18 protein-coding genes are annotated in these 14708 nt (G+C 67.0%); 15 read left to right on the forward strand and 3 right to left on the reverse strand.

Translation table 11 applies throughout. From position 1 onward, the window contains the following. Positions 1-128: 128 nt before the first annotated feature. The 9 genes from rpsF to ACLQ6X_RS15480 all read left to right on the forward strand — a co-directional run bounded on the left by rpsF (position 129) and on the right by ACLQ6X_RS15480 (position 5777). Positions 129-533, forward strand: coding sequence for a 30S ribosomal protein S6 (rpsF, locus tag ACLQ6X_RS15440; protein ID WP_411701042.1), 405 nt, complete (start codon positions 129-131; stop codon positions 531-533). Between the two features lie 2 nt (positions 534-535). Next, a complete protein-coding gene (locus ACLQ6X_RS15445; RefSeq protein WP_411701043.1) occupies positions 536-1048 on the forward strand; it encodes a single-stranded DNA-binding protein in 513 nt (170 codons plus the stop codon). Between the two features lie 34 nt (positions 1049-1082). Further along, positions 1083-1346, forward strand: a complete 264-nt coding sequence (gene rpsR, locus ACLQ6X_RS15450) for a 30S ribosomal protein S18 (RefSeq protein ID WP_184239658.1) — start codon at positions 1083-1085, stop codon at positions 1344-1346. Between the two features lie 11 nt (positions 1347-1357). Then, positions 1358-1810 carry a 50S ribosomal protein L9 gene (gene rplI, locus ACLQ6X_RS15455; protein WP_411701044.1) on the forward strand — a complete coding sequence of 151 codons (453 nt, stop codon included), beginning with the start codon at positions 1358-1360 and terminating at the stop codon, positions 1808-1810. Between the two features lie 442 nt (positions 1811-2252). Continuing rightward, complete coding sequence (dnaB, locus tag ACLQ6X_RS15460) at positions 2253-3635, forward strand: replicative DNA helicase (protein WP_411701045.1); 1383 nt, start codon at positions 2253-2255, stop codon at positions 3633-3635. Positions 3636-3698: 63 nt separating this feature from the next. Further along, positions 3699-4307 carry a class I SAM-dependent methyltransferase gene (locus tag ACLQ6X_RS15465; protein WP_411701046.1) on the forward strand — a complete coding sequence of 203 codons (609 nt, stop codon included), beginning with the start codon at positions 3699-3701 and terminating at the stop codon, positions 4305-4307. Positions 4308-4340: 33 nt separating this feature from the next. Further along, a complete protein-coding gene (locus ACLQ6X_RS15470; protein ID WP_411701047.1) occupies positions 4341-4730 on the forward strand; it encodes a pyridoxamine 5'-phosphate oxidase family protein in 390 nt (129 codons plus the stop codon). A 140-nt stretch (positions 4731-4870) separates the two neighbouring features. Further along, positions 4871-5530, forward strand: a complete 660-nt coding sequence (locus tag ACLQ6X_RS15475) for an HdeD family acid-resistance protein (protein WP_411701048.1) — start codon at positions 4871-4873, stop codon at positions 5528-5530. A gap of 1 nt (position 5531) precedes the next feature. Continuing rightward, positions 5532-5777: a hypothetical protein gene (locus ACLQ6X_RS15480; RefSeq protein WP_411701049.1), complete on the forward strand. Its 246-nt coding sequence runs from the start codon at positions 5532-5534 to the stop codon at positions 5775-5777. Positions 5778-6127: 350 nt separating this feature from the next. Here ACLQ6X_RS15480 and purB read toward each other — a convergent pair whose 3' ends face one another. Further along, positions 6128-7513, reverse strand: coding sequence for an adenylosuccinate lyase (purB, locus tag ACLQ6X_RS15485; RefSeq protein ID WP_411701050.1), 1386 nt, complete (start codon positions 7511-7513; stop codon positions 6128-6130). Continuing rightward, the gene (locus ACLQ6X_RS15490; RefSeq protein ID WP_411701051.1) at positions 7510-8031 is read right to left on the reverse strand and encodes a low molecular weight protein-tyrosine-phosphatase; all 522 of its coding nucleotides are present in this window, start codon (positions 8029-8031) and stop codon (positions 7510-7512) included. Before ACLQ6X_RS15490 ends, purB begins: the two co-directional genes overlap by 4 nt. A gap of 112 nt (positions 8032-8143) precedes the next feature. On the opposite strand from ACLQ6X_RS15490, the gene ACLQ6X_RS15495 reads away from it, so the two are divergent. Together ACLQ6X_RS15495 and ACLQ6X_RS15500 are read left to right on the forward strand one after the other, a co-directional pair. Further along, on the forward strand, positions 8144-8428 hold the full coding sequence (locus ACLQ6X_RS15495; RefSeq protein ID WP_411701052.1) for a hypothetical protein: 285 nt from the start codon (positions 8144-8146) through the stop codon (positions 8426-8428). After that, positions 8421-9896 (forward strand): hypothetical protein, encoded by a 1476-nt coding sequence (locus tag ACLQ6X_RS15500; RefSeq protein ID WP_411701053.1) that lies wholly within the window; start codon positions 8421-8423, stop codon positions 9894-9896. The genes ACLQ6X_RS15495 and ACLQ6X_RS15500 overlap by 8 nt, the downstream gene beginning before the upstream one ends. A gap of 5 nt (positions 9897-9901) precedes the next feature. On the opposite strand, the gene ACLQ6X_RS15505 is transcribed toward ACLQ6X_RS15500, so the two are convergent. Continuing rightward, positions 9902-10309: a phage holin family protein gene (locus tag ACLQ6X_RS15505; protein ID WP_411701054.1), complete on the reverse strand. Its 408-nt coding sequence runs from the start codon at positions 10307-10309 to the stop codon at positions 9902-9904. Positions 10310-10319: 10 nt separating this feature from the next. Here ACLQ6X_RS15505 and ACLQ6X_RS15510 point away from each other — a divergent pair, with 10 nt between their 5' ends. The 4 genes from ACLQ6X_RS15510 to ACLQ6X_RS15525 form a co-directional block, all read left to right on the forward strand. Next, a complete protein-coding gene (locus tag ACLQ6X_RS15510; RefSeq protein WP_411701059.1) occupies positions 10320-11456 on the forward strand; it encodes a histidinol-phosphate transaminase in 1137 nt (378 codons plus the stop codon). Positions 11457-11460: 4 nt separating this feature from the next. Next, positions 11461-12573 (forward strand): thiamine pyrophosphate-dependent dehydrogenase E1 component subunit alpha, encoded by a 1113-nt coding sequence (locus tag ACLQ6X_RS15515; protein WP_411701055.1) that lies wholly within the window; start codon positions 11461-11463, stop codon positions 12571-12573. Next, positions 12570-13592 carry an alpha-ketoacid dehydrogenase subunit beta gene (locus ACLQ6X_RS15520; RefSeq protein ID WP_411701056.1) on the forward strand — a complete coding sequence of 341 codons (1023 nt, stop codon included), beginning with the start codon at positions 12570-12572 and terminating at the stop codon, positions 13590-13592. The genes ACLQ6X_RS15515 and ACLQ6X_RS15520 overlap by 4 nt, the downstream gene beginning before the upstream one ends. 13 nt (positions 13593-13605) lie before the next feature. Continuing rightward, positions 13606-14708, forward strand: a 1103-nt coding sequence (locus ACLQ6X_RS15525) for a dihydrolipoamide acetyltransferase family protein (RefSeq protein WP_411701057.1), incomplete at its 3' end; no start/stop codon positions are given.

Below are 14708 nucleotides of genomic sequence, written 5' to 3' on the forward strand. Positions count from 1 at the left end.
CTCCTTGAGACATGGTGCGTGTACTGACTACACTAGGCAGGTTGCCCCGGTTAAATTCGCCAGGGCACACGTCAACACCCTCCTGCCACAGATCGTCTGTGGCCGTAAAGTCCGAAGGAGGTGGGTTAGTGACGAATCAGTACGAACTCATGGTCATCCTCGATCCAGAGATCGACGAGCGCACCGTAGCTCCCAGTCTCGATAAGTTCCTCAACGTCATCCGCAACGATGGTGGATCTATCGACAAGGTAGATGTTTGGGGCCGTCGTCGTCTCGCGTACGAGATCAACAAGAAGGCCGAAGGCATCTACGCCGTCGTCAACTTCACTGCATCCCCCGCAGCGACGACCGAGCTCGACCGCCAGCTTTCGCTCAGCGAAGCAGTCATGCGCACCAAGGTGCTGCGTGCCGAAGAGGGCTTCGCCCAGGTCGCCGCCGCCAAGAAGGCATCCGACGAGAAGGCCGCCCGCAAGGCAGCCGCCCCGTCGAAGGCCCCCGAGGCCAAGCCCGACGCTACCGCCACCGCCGAGTAATCATGGCCGGCGAAACCATAATCACGGTTGTCGGCAACCTCACCGGAGACCCCGAACTGCGGTACACGCAGAACGGACTCGCGGTTGCCAACTTCACGATCGCTTCGACGCCGCGCAATTTCGATCGCGCGGCCAACGACTGGAAAGACGGAGACGCTCTCTTCCTGCGCGCAAGCGTATGGCGTGAGTTCGCCGAGCACGTCGCCGGATCCCTCACCAAGGGCTCGCGCGTCGTCGCTACCGGTCGCCTGAAGCAGCGTTCGTATGAAACCAAGGAAGGCGAGAAGCGCACGAGCATCGAGCTCGAGGTCGATGAAATCGGCCCGTCGCTTCGTTACGCCACCGCCCAGGTGACCCGTGCAGCTTCATCCCGCGAAGGTGGCGGAGGAGCACGTGGTGGATCACAGCAGAGCCAGGTAGCCGAAGAGCCGTGGGCCGCTAGCGCGCCCGCAGCCGAGGCAGCCGGCGACGTGTGGAACACGCCGGGCAACTACACAGACGAAACGCCCTTCTAGGCGCTCACTACTTTTTAGGAAAGAAGAAAACCCCATGGCTGGAAAGAGCAGCGGCGACCGCCGCAAGCCAATCCGCAAGGGCAAGGACGGCAAGAACGCCGCTCCTGCCAAGTCGATCCGCGTTGGCGTCATCGACTACAAGGATGTCGCAACCCTTCGTAAGTTCATTTCCGATCGCGGAAAGATCCGCGCTCGTCGCATCACCGGTGTCTCCGTCCAGGAGCAGCGTCTCATCGCCCGTGCCGTCAAGAACGCACGCGAGATGGCACTGCTTCCCTACGCCGGCTCAGGCCGTTAAGGAGCATTGATATGTCCAAGTTGATCCTCACGCACGAGGTCACCGGCCTCGGTGCCCCCGGAGACGTCGTAGACGTCAAGAACGGTTTCGCTCGCAACTACCTCATCCCCCAGGGCTTCGCCGTGGCGTGGACCCGTGGTGGAGAGAAGCAGATCGATTCGATCAAGGCAGCCCGCGCAGCGCGCGAGCACGCGACCCTCGAAGAGGCGCTCGACCTGAAGGCTCGCCTTCAGGCCACGACCGTCACCCTCACCGTCAAGACCGGAGACGGTGGCCGTCTGTTCGGTTCCGTCAAGACGTCTGACATCGCCGACGCTGTGGCCGCTGCCGGCCTCGGCGGCGTCGACAAGCGCAAGATCGAGCTCTCGGCTCCGATCAAGGTGACGGGTACCCACGAGGCGACTGTTCGCCTTCGTGACGACCTCGTCGCAACCATCACGTTGAACGTGGTCAGCGCAAAGTAGCTTCATCACAAAGGGTGGTTATCGCGGCCGGAAGGCCAGCGATAACCACCTTTTTTGCGTGCAAAGTCAAGAGCTTTGTACACAGGGCGAGAGAATTTAACACAACCTTCAATGTCTACTGTAAACATGTTTCTACACACACCATGTGAAAAGTAAAAGGCCTGATGAAGGCTGCTTTATCTCCCAAAACTGATTACTTACTAACAGTTCTTTCCACAGCTTCCCCACATAACTTCCGGCGTTTCCCGCCTCAATTCCACAGGCTTGTCCACAGGGGTGTTTTGCGGGGTCCTCGCCACGTCCATATCGTGAGGGGCCGAGTGGAAAACTCGTTCCGGGCCAGGGGGGACCGGGTGGGAAAAGGGAACGCGCCGGGCTGGTCGCGCGATTGTCGGAAGCCACCGCTAGAACTAGAAGCACCACCACGATTGGGAGTTCACACGTGTCCATTGCACACCTCGGGCTAGCCGGCGATACCGGCCGGGGCGATACCCGCGGCGGCGACCGCGACAGGGTTCCCCCGCACGACCTGCTGGCCGAGCAGAGTGCCATCGGCGGCATGCTGCTCAGCAAAGACGCCGTAGCCGACGTCGTCGAGGTCGTTCGTGGTGTCGACTTCTACATTCCGAAGCACGAGATCATCTTCGACGCGATCCTCTCGCTCTACTCGCACGGCGAACCCACCGACGTGATCGCCGTCACCGACGAGCTGACAAAGACGGGCGAACTGCAGCGGGCCGGCGGCGCCGAGTACCTGCACACGCTCACCGGCCTGGTGCCCACCGCGGCCAACGCCGGTTTCTACTCGCTCATCGTTACCGAGAAGGCCGTTCTGCGTCGCCTCGTCGAGGCCGGAACCCGCATCGTGCAGATGGGTTACGCCAGCGAGGGCGAGGTCGTCGACCTTGTCAACAACGCTCAGGCCGAGATCTACGCGGTCAACGGCGGCGTCGAGAGCGAAGACTACGTGCCCCTCTCCGACGCGGTCACCGCGGCCGTCGACGAGATCGAGGCCGCAAAGGGCCGCGACGGCCAGATGATCGGCGTGCCCACGGGGTTCGCCCAGCTCGACGCGCTCACCAACGGTCTCCACCCGGGCCAGCTGATCATCCTCGCCGCCCGACCCGCCATCGGTAAGTCCACGCTCGCGCTCGACTTCGCTCGTGCGGCTGCCATTCATCACGACCAACCCGTCGTAGTGTTCTCGCTCGAAATGGGTCGCAGCGAAATCGCGATGCGTCTGCTCTCGGCCGAGGCATCCGTTCCCCTGCAGTCCATGCGCAAGGGAACCGTGCACTCGCAAGACTGGACCACGATCGCCCAGACCCGCGGGCGCATCAACGACGCACCGCTCTACATCGACGACTCCCCCAACATGACGCTCGTCGAGATCCGCGCCAAGTGCCGCAGGCTCAAGCAGCGCGTCGGGCTGAAAATGGTCATCATCGACTACCTGCAGCTCATGACCAGCGGCAAGAAGGTCGAGTCGCGCCAGCAAGAGGTCTCGGAGTTCTCGCGTGCGCTCAAGCTGCTCGCGAAAGAGATCGGCGTGCCCGTCATCGCGATCAGCCAACTGAACCGTGGGCCCGAGCAGCGCGCAGACAAGAAGCCCGCCCTGTCCGACCTCCGCGAATCGGGTTCGCTCGAGCAAGACGCCGACATGGTGATCCTGCTGCACCGCGAGAGCGCCTACGAGAAAGACAGCGCGCGTGCCGGTGAGGCCGACCTCATCATCGCCAAGCACCGCAACGGACCGACAGACACCCTCACCGTGGGCTTCCACGGTCACTTCTCCCGCTTCGTCGACCTGCCGCCGGGGGCCTGACCCACCCGAAGTGCAGCGACGGTTCTCCCCGCTCCTCGTTTCGGTCTGCCTAGACTCGACGGCATGGCCAACGAAGCAAGTCGCGCCGCATACTCCCGCAGGGCGGTGGAGTACATCGACCTCTTGGGTTCGATGCATTCGGTTCACCCGTCGGATCTGCAGATCGTGTCCACGTGGGCGAGTGACGTCGAAGGCCACCTCATCGATGCGGGGTGCGGCCCGGGACACTGGACGAACTTTCTGGCCACGCAGGGCCTGACCGTTCGAGGTATCGACCAGGTACCCGAGTTCATTGCTCACGCCACGAGCACCTTTCCCGCTGTCGACTTCGCCTTGGGAAACCTTGATTGCCTCGAAGCGGATGCTGGTTCGGTCGGCGGGATTCTGGCGTGGTTCTCGCTGATCCACCACCAGCCCGGTGAGATCCAAGCTCCTTTGCGCGAGTTCAACCGCGTGCTCAAGCCCGGAGGCACACTGCTCATCGGCTTCTTCGAGGGCTCGGCGGTCGATAAATTCGCTCACGCCGTGGCGCCGGCATTCCGCTGGTCCGTTGACGCGATCAGCGCCGAACTAGGTCACGCGGGCTTCGACGTTCTCGAATCGCACGTGCGGAGAACCGCAGACCAACGCCCTCAAGCGACGGTCAGTGCCCGACGCCGGAATGCTCGCTGAGGAATACTTGGCGCTGCCTCCGATAATTGAACCGTGGCTGATACTTCTGACCAAGAGTGTGCGTGGCTGACTACCCTGCGGTCCGATGGCTCACCGCACACGACCCCGGTCTGGTTTGTGGTTCACCGCCACGCTATTTGGATAGGTTCTGCCGCGACCAACGTCAAAGTGCGTAATCTGGCCGCGGATTCGCGCGTTTCTGTCGCGATCGACGGCTCGGGCTTCACCCCACAGGTGGCGCAGGGGCGAGCACGGATTCATCGAGATCTCGCAACTTTCCCCGATGTCCTCTCTCTTTTTGCACGGAAATACCGTGGCTGGGATGTCGCCGATGAGGCCACCGACGGAGAACGAGTCCTCCTGCAGATATCCGTGGATCGTTGGCTCTTAGGAAGCGAGCCGCAGGTTCGAAGCGACAGCTAACGGATTGGCCTACTTGTTGAGGGCGCGCCGTCTGACGCGGCTATTCACCTGACCGGGGGCACACCGCCGGCGGCACACAGATACGCCGCCGCCCCGTGGCGTAAAGTTGGCTATGAGCCAGTCGGAAAGAGGTCGCTCCCGTGTCTTCCCCTGACGACAAGCACATCGACAAGTACGACGACAAGTACGTCCAGCCCGGCCGCTACTGGCCGTGGGTGCTGCTGCGTGCGCTTCCGGCGCTTGTCGCAGCCGTCGTCATTACGTTCAGCCAGGATCACTCGGCGCGTCTCGGCTTCGCCATGTTCGGCGTGCTGGCCCTAGCCGGCGGCATCGCCGTGCTGCTGGGCGCACTTCGCACCCTCCACCCCGGTGTGGCGCGGTGGTGCTTCGTGGTGCAGGGCATCCTCGGCGTCGTTCTCGGTGCCATCGCGCTGTTTTCCGGCTCGGCCGGGCTGCCGTTCCTCATCTTCCTGGTCGGCGCTTTCGCCGTGCTCACCGGTTTCCTCGAGCTGTACAGCGGCCTGCGCGCGCGCGGTCGCAGCGACTCGGCGCGCGACTGGCTGTTCGCCGGCGCCCTCACGGTGCTTCTCGCGATCGTTGTGCTCGTCGTTCCGGCGGACTACACCCAGCCCTTCACCGGCCCCGACGGCGTCGAACGCGCCCTCACGGCCTCCATCATCCTCGTCGGGGTGCTCGGCGCCTATGCCGCCATCCTCGGCGTCTACCTTGTTATAGCCGGGCTGAGCCTCAAGTGGGCTCCCCGGGCGGTGGCGGCCACAGCCGCGGAAAGCGGCAGTTAAAGTGGTAAAGCCCAGCAGAAAAGATCGCACCAAGCCGGTCGAGCTCCTCGTCTTGTCGGGCGTCATGGCCGTGTTCACGGGACTGATCACGCTGATGTCGACGCGCGACATCGTGCTCTCGCTCATCTTCTTGGGCATCGCGTTCGTCGTGGTGCTGGTCGTGCTCGCGATGCTCGTGCTCGCGGTGCGCCCCGACGGCGACGAGCTGATCGACCTCGACGAACAGAACCACCCCGAGGGCCACTAGCCCCCCTCACGGTCTCGCAACTCAGGCAGAACGGGCCGGGCGGATGCCACGGGGCCCGGTTTCACGCGGGCCGGCAGGCCGGCGCCCGTGATTCTGCCTGAGTTACGCAATCCGGCTGACCGCCACGTTCGGCATTCAGGACGAACGTGTTGGGCGCGGTGGAGGTCCCCCGGAAACTCGCGCGTGGCGTGGCGTGGCGCGTTGCGACGGGCCGTCCGTCCTGAATCACGAACCCACCGTCTCGCAACTCAGGCAGAAACGCGGATGCCGCGGGGCGCGTCCCCGGGGATCCCCCGAAAACCGGCCCCGCGGCATCCGCGGATCTTTTTCTGCCTGAGTTGCGAGAGGGGTTACTTCTCTATGAAGCCGACGAGGGCGCTCGCGAGGCCGGCGTAGCCCGCGGGTGTGAGGGTGCGCAGGCGGTCTTTGGCGTCCTGGCCGATGTCGAGGGCGTCGATGAACTCCACCAGCTCGGTCTGGCCGATGCGTCGGCCCCGGGTGAGCTCTTTGAGCATCGCGTAGGGGTCGACGATCGAGCTGCGCCCGGCCGTGATCTCGGCGCGGATGACGGTCTGGATGGCCTCGCCGAGGATCTCCCAGTTGCCGTCGAGGTCGGCGGCCAGCGTCTCGGTGTCGATGCTGAACTCGCCGAGGCCCCGGCCGAGGTTGTCCATCGCGAGCATCGAATGGCCGATGGCGACGCCCACGTTGCGCTGCGTCGTGGAGTCGGTGAGGTCGCGCTGCAGGCGCGAGGTGACCAGCGTCTGCGACAACGACTCGAGCAGGGCGCTCGAGAGCTCGAGGTTGGCCTCGGCGTTCTCGAAGCGGATCGGGTTGATCTTGTGGGGCATCGTCGACGATCCGGTCGCGCCGGCCTGGGGGATCTGGGTGAAGTAGCCCATCGAGATGTAGGTCCATATGTCGGTGCACAGGTTGTGCAGCACCCGGTTGGCGTGGCTCATGCGCTGGTAGAGCTCGGCCTGCCAGTCGTGCGACTCGATCTGGGTGGTGAGCGGGTTCCAGTCGAGGCCGAGCCCGGTGACGAACTCGCGCGAGATGGCGGGCCAGTCCTGGCCGGCGTCGGCCGCGACGTGGGCCGCGAACGTTCCGGTGGCGCCGCTGAACTTGCCGAGGTACTCGGTCGCCTCGATCTGGGCGAGGATGCGCTCGAGCCGGTAGACGAAGACGGCAAACTCCTTGCCGACCGTCGTCGGGGTGGCGGGTTGGCCGTGCGTGTGGGCGAGCATCGGCACGTCGCGGTGCTCGACCGACAGTTCGCGCAGCTTCTCGATGATCGCGGCGAAGCGCGGCAGCCAGACCTCGCGAACGGCCGAGCCGATCGTGAGCGCGTACGAGAGGTTGTTGATGTCTTCGCTCGTGCAGGCGAAGTGGGTGAGCTCGGCGACCTCGTTCAGGCCGAGGTCGGCGAGTTTGTGGCGGACGAGGTACTCGACGGCCTTCACGTCGTGGCGCGTGGTGGCCTCGAGGGTGGCGAGCTCGTCGATCTCGGGCTGGCCGAAGTCGGCGGCCAGGGCGCGCAGCGAACGGGCCTCCTCGAGGGTGAGGCGTCGCGAGCCGAACAGCTCGTGGTCGGTGAGGTAGAGCAGCCACTCGACCTCGACGTGCACGCGCGCCCGGTTCAGGCCGGCTTCGGAGAGGAACTCACCGAGACCCGTGACGGAGGCCTTGTAGCGGCCGTCGAGCGGGCTGAGGGGTTGTTCTGGCAGTGGACTCATTTGACACCCTGAATTCCTGGTTTGATCTGGTGGAAAAGCGCCGAACTGGCGTGTTCGATCGAGGCGAGAACCTGGTCGAAGAACGCCGCGTCGGAGTAGTACGGGTCGGGCACGTCGAGCTGGCTCGACTGGTCTTTGTCGAAGGAGAGCAGCAGCTGCACCTTCGAGCGGTCGTGGTCGTTCGAGGCCCACGCCTTGAGGATGCGTTCCTGGCTGTGGTCGAAGACGACGACGAGGTCGAGTTCGGCGAACCAGTCGGGGTTGAACTGCTTGGCGCGGTGCTGCGCGCCGTCGTAGCCGCGGCCGGCCAGCGCGCCCAGGGTGCGGTCGTCGGAGCGCTCCCCCACGTGCCAGTCGCCCGTGCCTGCCGACATCACGGCGATGCGGCCCTCGAGTCCCGACCGTTTGATCAGGTCGGTGAAGACGACCTCGGCCATGGGCGAGCGGCAGATGTTGCCGGTGCACACGAAACAGAGCCTGAAGAGCGCGGACTCGTCGAAGATGCGCTCGAAACTCATGCGCCCATTGTCGCGTAGATTCCCCTCCCCCACAGCGCGCAAAAGAGGGGCGGATGCCACGGACCCTCCTCTCCCGCGCCGGACGGGCTTCCCGCCGGCCGAGTATTGTCGCGTGATCCTCGATTCCGCGTCGCTCATCGACCCCGTGCAGCTCGAGGCGCGCCACGCCCTCTCGACCCAGCTCGCCGCCCTCGCCCGGGTGCACGCCCAGCTCGAACGGGCGCGCGCGGGCGTGCCGGCTGGTGCGCCGAGCGACCGGTGGCGCGGGCCGGCGCAGGCGGCCTACGGCTCGAGCGTGCGTCAGCTCGCCGAGCAGCTCGAGCGGGCGATCGACGCCGTGCGCTCGGCGAAGCGTCACACCGCGCGGGCCCTGGCGACGATGGCATCCCGTGCCTGACGGCGCGGGACATTCCGGTCGGGAGCGGCCCTCCGACGCGCTCATCGTGTCGGGCGGCGGCTCGGTGGCGGTGGCGAGCGACGCGTTGTTCGCCGACGCCCAGGCGCTCGAGAGGGTGCACGACGAACTGCGCCGGGCGGCGGGCGCGCTCGCCGCCGCCGAGAGCGCGCTGGGCGCACGCCTGCTGCGCCGGGCAGACGCGCCGCTGAGCGCCCTCGACGCGGAGCGGGAGATCGCCCACGCCCTCGAGCTCGTGGCGGCTTCGGGCCAGCGAGCATCCGCGATCGCCTTCGTGTTGCGCGCCTCGGCGCACGGGTACGGCCTGGCAGACGATGCGGCCGCGCGGCTGGCCCAGCAGCTGGCGGCTGGCCTCGGCTACTCGATCGGCCGGCTGCTGCCGCTCGCCGCGGCGCTCGTCGTCCCCGCGTTGCCGGCGGTGCTCGGCGGCCTGCTGGTCGCGGCGCTCGTCGCCCCGAAAGGCGTCGCCGCCCTGCCGGGAACCCTCGGCACCTGGCTCGCCGACAACAATCGGCTGCTCACCAACCCGGTGACCGTGGCGCTCGTGCGGGCCGGCGTGATGAGCGTCGACGACGTCATCGGCGGCGCCCTGGGGCTGCCGAGGGGCGTCGTGCAGGCGCTCGGCGACGAGGGATCCGGGGTCGCCGGGCTCGACACGTCGGCCGGTTTCTTCACGGTCATCGGTGCGCCGTTCGGCCTGCTCGCCGAGACTGCGGTGGCGACGCGGGTGGCGGGGCGGCGCGACATCCGGGCCCCACAGGGTCTTGCGGAGCGCCTCGACCGCATTCCGCAGCGCGTCGACACGGTGGACGGCCCCCGGGGCCAGCACATCCGCATCGAGCGGTACGAGATGCCGGGCCGTCCCGACCGGTTCGCCGTCTACGTCACCGGCACCGCCGACTTCTCGCCGCGCACGGGCCGGGAGGCGTTCGACCTCACGAGCAGCGTGGTCGGCATGACCGAGCTGCCCGCCGGCTCGGTGCGCGCCGTGCACGACGCGATGCGGCAGGCGGGGGTGACGGCCGACTCCCCCGTGCAGTTCACCGGTTTCTCGCAGGGCGGCCTGGTGGCCGCGACGCTGGCGGCCTCGGGCGACTACAACACGAAGGGAGTCGTGACCGTCGGGGCACCCACCGCCCAGGTCTCGTTCGGCAACGACTATCCGGCCGTGTTGCTCGAGCACACCGACGACATCGTGCCGGCGCTCGGCGGCAACCGGGTCGACGACGATCCCGTGCTCGTGCAGCGTGAGGCCTTCGCCGGCCGCGACACCCCGGCGGGCGTCGCGGTGCCGTCTCACGACCGCGACGAGTACCGCAGAACGGCCGAACTCGCCGACGACGCCCGCAGTGCGCCGCTCGCCGCCGCGATCGCCGAACTCGACGACTTCGGCCGCGGCGCGACGACCGTCACGTCGACCACCTACGTGGCCGAGCGGGTGAAGAGGTGAGGGGGCTAGCGACGGCCCCGGTCGGAACCCATCAGCGGACGCAGGAAGACACCGAGCGCCCAGCCGATGAAGCCGAGCACGAGGGCGCCCAGAACACCCCACCAGAAGCTCTCCACGACGAGGCCGAAGCCCAGCAGAGACGAGATCCACTGCACGATGAGCAGCAGCAGGGCGTTCACGATCAGCGCGAGCAGGCCGAGGGTGAGCACGTACAGCGGGAAGGCGACGATGCGTATGGTGTTGCCGATCACGGCGTTCACGACACCGAAGACGAGGGCGACGATGAGGTAGGTCAGCACCGTCTCGAGGGTGTCGCCGGGTGGGAAAGCGTTGACGCTGATGCCGCTCACGATGAGGGTGGTGAGCCAGAGCGCGATGGCGTTGATGATCAGTCGGACCAGGAAGCGTTGCATGGTGACCACTATGCACTGGCGGCTCGCGCGGTCGCAATTAGGCTTAGTGCTCGTGAACGCACCCAGAGTACGACTCCGCCCCGAGATCGAGGGCATGCAGCCCTACCGCCAGGGCAAGGCCGCTGCCGAAGACGCCTTCAAGCTCTCGTCGAACGAGAACCCGTTCGAGCCGATCCCCGCGGTGCTCGAGGCGATCGCGGCATCCAGCGTCAACCGCTACCCCGACGGCTCGGCCATCGCTCTGCGCACCGCGCTCGCCGACCACTACGCGCTGTCCCCCGAGAACGTGCACGTCGGGGCGGGCTCGGCGTCGATCCTCAGCCAGCTCATCACCGCCGCGGCCGGACCGGGCGACGAGGTCGTGTACTCCTGGCGCAGCTTCGAGGCCTACCCGGGCTTCGTCGCGGTCGCCGGAGCCACGAGCGTGCAGGTCGCGAACACCGCCGACCACCGCCACAACCTCGACGCCATGGCCGCCGCCGTCACCGACCGCACGCGCGTCGTGATCGTCTGCAGCCCCAACAACCCGACCGGATCGGTCGTCACGGCCGACGAGTTCACCGCCTTCATGGCGCAGATTCCCGAGACGGTGCTCGTGCTGCTCGACGAGGCCTACATCGAGTTTGTGACGGATGACACGGCGGTACGAGGGCCCGAGCTGCTCGCCCACTACCCGAACCTGGTCGTGCTGCGCACGTTCTCGAAGGCTTACGGTCTGGCCGGCCTGCGCGTCGGCTACGCGCTCGGCGCCGAGTATGTTCTCGACGCCGCCCGCGCCACCACAATCCCGCTCTCCGTCATCGAGCCGGCACAGCGCGCGGCGATCGTCTCGATCGAGCACCAGGCCGAGCTGCTCGAGCGGGTGGCCGGCCTCTCCGTGCTGCGCGACACGATCTGGGCTGCGCTCGTCGACCAGGGCTGGGACGTTCCGAAACCGCACGGCAACTTCGTCTGGCTGCCCACGGGCGACATCACGCCGTGGGCCGCGGAGGTCTTCTCCGACAACGGGATCGTCGTGCGCGCGCTCGGAACCGACGGGGTGCGCATCAGCATCGGCGAACACGAATCTGTCGAGAAACTCCTAAAGGCTTCCGAAGAGGTTGTGCGCAAGCTACGAACGGTGGCCGGCGAAGCCACGTTAGATTAGTCAAATGTCTTACACCGCCGCGACGGTCCAGCTGCTCTCCCCGGAGGGCGAACTCGTCGAAAGCGACGCGTCGGCTGAGTACCTTCCCTACATCGAAGCCCTCAGCGACGACCAGCTGCGCGAGTTCCACCGCCAGATGGTGGTGATCCGCCGGTTCGACCAGGAGGCGGCGAACCTCCAGCGGCAGGGCGAGCTCGGCCTCTGGGTGCCGAGCCTCGGCCAGGAGGCGGGGCAGGTCGGGTCGGCGTTCGCGTCTCGGCCGCAAGACCACATCTTCCCGTCCTACCGGGAGCACGCGGTCGCCCGCATCCGCGGCGTCGACCTCATCGGCATCATGGGCCTGCTGCGTGGTACCACCCACGGCGGCTGGAACCCGGCCGACACCAATTTCCACCTGTACACGCTCGTGCTCGGATCGCACACGCTGCACGCCACGGGCCGCGCGATGGCCATGACTCTCGACGGCGCCACCGCCACGGGCAACCCCGAGACCGACGGGGCCGTCATGGCCTACTTCGGCGACGGCGCCTCGAGCCAGGGCGACGTGAGCGAGGCGTTCGTCTTCGCGGCGAGCTACCAGGCGCCGGTCGTCTTCTTCCTGCAGAACAACCACTGGGCCATCTCGGTGCCGGTCGAGATCCAGTCGCGCACGCCGCTCTACCTGCGGTCGAGCGGGTTCGGAATCCCGGGCGTTCAGATCGACGGCAACGACGTTCTCGCCGGCTTCGCCGTGACCAAGCACAACCTCGACGCCGCGCGCAGCGGTGAAGGCCCCAGGTTCATCGAGGCGCTCACCTACCGCATGGGTGCGCACACCTCATCCGACGATCCCACCAAGTACCGCCTCGACAGCGAGGTCGACTACTGGCAGCGGCGCGACCCGATCGCCCGTTTCGAGACCTGGCTGCGTTCGCGCGGCGAGGGCGACGCCTTCTTCGCGGATGTCGCGACCGAAGCCGAAGACGTGGCCGCGGACATCCGCAAGCGCACCCTCGCCCTGGGCATCCCGTCGGTCGGGAAGATGTTCGACCACGTCTATTCCGAGCCGCATCCCGTCATCGAGGCACAGCAGCGGTGGCTCGCCGAGTACGAAGCATCTCTGGAGAACGACGGATGAGCATCGCGAACCCCACCACCAGCCCCGTAGAGACCAACGCATCGGTCGAGACCATGCCGATGGCCAAGGCGCTCAACGCCGGCCTGCGCAAGGCCATGAACGACGACCCCAAGGTCTTGCTCATGGGCGAAGACATCGGTCCGCTCGGCGGCGTCTTCCGCATCACCGAGGGCCTGCTGGCCGAGTTCGGCAAGCGCCGGGTCATGGACACCCCGCTCGCCGAGTCGGGAATCATCGGCACCGCGATCGGCCTCGCGATGGGCGGCTACCGTCCCGTCGTCGAGATCCAGTTCGACGGCTTCATCTTCCCCGGGTTCGACCAGATCACGACGCAGCTGGCCAAGATGACCAACCGCCACGAGGGCCAGGTCACCATGCCGCTCGTGATCCGCGTGCCCTACGGCGGACACATCGGCGCCGTCGAGCACCACCAGGAGAGCCCGGAGGCGTACTTCGCCCACACTCCCGGACTGCGTGTCGTCAGCCCGAGCACGCCGCATGACGCCTACTGGATGATCCAGGAGGCGATCGCGAGCAACGATCCGGTCATGTTCTTCGAGCCCAAGGGCCGCTACTGGCCCAAGGGCGAGGTGAACCTCGCCGCGAACACGGCGCCGCTGCACTCCAGCCGTGTCGTGCGCGCGGGCACCGAGGTCACTCTCGTCGGCCACGGCGCCATGCTCACCGTGCTGCTGAACGCCGCCGAACTGGCCGCCGAGGAGGGCACGAGCGTCGAGGTCATCGACCTGCGCTCGCTCTCCCCCATCGACTACGACCCGATCGTGGCGAGCGTGCAGAAGACCGGACGACTCGTGGTCGCCGCGGAAGCCCAGAGCTTCGCGTCGATCAGCAGCGAGATCGCCGCCACCATCACCGAGCGCGCGTTCTACTCGCTCGAGGCGCCCGTGCTGCGGGTCGCCGGATTCGACACCCCGTTCCCGCCGGCGAAACTGGAGGACATCTTCCTCCCCGACGTCGACCGCGTGCTCGAGGCCGTCGACCGCGCAATGGCTTACTGAAGAAACCAGGCTCATGAGCACTTTCGAATTCCTCCTCCCCGACGCGGGCGAGGGCCTCACCGAAGCCGAGATCGTCGAGTGGAAGGTCAAGCCCGGCGACGCCGTGGAGGTCAACCAGATCCTCGTCGAGATCGAGACCGCCAAATCGCTCGTCGAGCTGCCGTCGCCTTTCGCGGGCACGGTCACCGAGCTTCTCGTCGAGCCCGGGCAGACCGTCGACGTCGGAACCGTGATCATCCGCGCCTCCAGCGGTGCTGAAGCAGGCAATTCGGATGCCGCGGCTCCCGCCGTTTCCGATGACGACGCCCTCGGCTCCGTGGCCGACACCGCCAGCAGCATCTCGGACGAGACCGCGGCGGCCGAGAAGCCCGGCGCCGTGCTCGTCGGGTACGGCACGAAGGGCGGAGCGTCGTCGCGTCGGCGTCGCGGCGCGGCGGTCCCCGCCGCCCCGTCCGCACCCGCTACCGTGCCCTCGGCCCGCCCCGCGTCGGTGCCCGCCGCCGCGGCATCCGCAATCATCGCGAAGCCGCCGATCCGTAAGCTCGCGAAGGACCTCGGCGTGACCCTCGCCGACGTCACGGCCACCGGCCTCGCCGGAGAGATCACCCGCGACGACGTCATCCGCAACGCCACCCAGGCGAGCCTCTTCCGCAACATCGAGACGCCCGAGTGGTCGCCCGAGCGCGAGGAGAAGATCCCCGTGAAGGGCGTGCGCAAGGCGATCGCGGCCGCGATGACGCAGAGCGCGTTCACCGCGCCGCACGTGAGCGTCTTCGTCGACATCGACGCGACCCGCACCATGGAGTTCGTCAAGCGCCTGAAGAACTCGCCCGACTTCGCGGGCATCCGCGTCTCGCCGCTGCTCATCGCGGCGAAGGCGGTCATCTGGGCCGTGCGCCGCAACCCGATGGTGAACGCGACCTTCACGCCCGAAGAGATCACGGTGCACCACTACGTGAACCTCGGCATCGCGGCCGTCACGCCGCGCGGCCTCGTGGTGCCGAACGTCAAGGACGCCAACGAGCTGTCGTTGCGGGAATTGGCCGTGGCGCTCGAGCAGCTCACGCTGACCGCCCGCGACGGCAAGACGACGGCGGCCGACATGGCCAACGGCAC

The organism is Conyzicola sp. (genome assembly GCF_046714715.1).
Classification (GTDB): domain Bacteria; phylum Actinomycetota; class Actinomycetes; order Actinomycetales; family Microbacteriaceae; genus Conyzicola.

Bases quoted from the DNA above. Each gene is read 5' to 3' on its own strand.
- ACLQ6X_RS15465 (WP_411701046.1), top strand. From the start codon at position 3,699: ATGGCCAACGAAGCAAGTCGCGCCGCATACTCCCGCAGGGCGGTGGAG.
- ACLQ6X_RS15505 (WP_411701054.1), bottom strand. From the start codon at position 10,309: ATGCAACGCTTCCTGGTCCGACTGATCATCAACGCCATCGCGCTCTGG.
- ACLQ6X_RS15515 (WP_411701055.1), top strand. From the start codon at position 11,461: ATGTCTTACACCGCCGCGACGGTCCAGCTGCTCTCCCCGGAGGGCGAA.
- ACLQ6X_RS15510 (WP_411701059.1), top strand. From the start codon at position 10,320: ATGCACTGGCGGCTCGCGCGGTCGCAATTAGGCTTAGTGCTCGTGAAC.
- ACLQ6X_RS15445 (WP_411701043.1), top strand. From the start codon at position 536: ATGGCCGGCGAAACCATAATCACGGTTGTCGGCAACCTCACCGGAGAC.
- ACLQ6X_RS15520 (WP_411701056.1), top strand. From the start codon at position 12,570: ATGAGCATCGCGAACCCCACCACCAGCCCCGTAGAGACCAACGCATCG.
- purB (WP_411701050.1), bottom strand. From the start codon at position 7,513: ATGAGTCCACTGCCAGAACAACCCCTCAGCCCGCTCGACGGCCGCTAC.
- ACLQ6X_RS15490 (WP_411701051.1), bottom strand. From the start codon at position 8,031: ATGAGTTTCGAGCGCATCTTCGACGAGTCCGCGCTCTTCAGGCTCTGT.
- rpsR (WP_184239658.1), top strand. From the start codon at position 1,083: ATGGCTGGAAAGAGCAGCGGCGACCGCCGCAAGCCAATCCGCAAGGGC.
- rplI (WP_411701044.1), top strand. From the start codon at position 1,358: ATGTCCAAGTTGATCCTCACGCACGAGGTCACCGGCCTCGGTGCCCCC.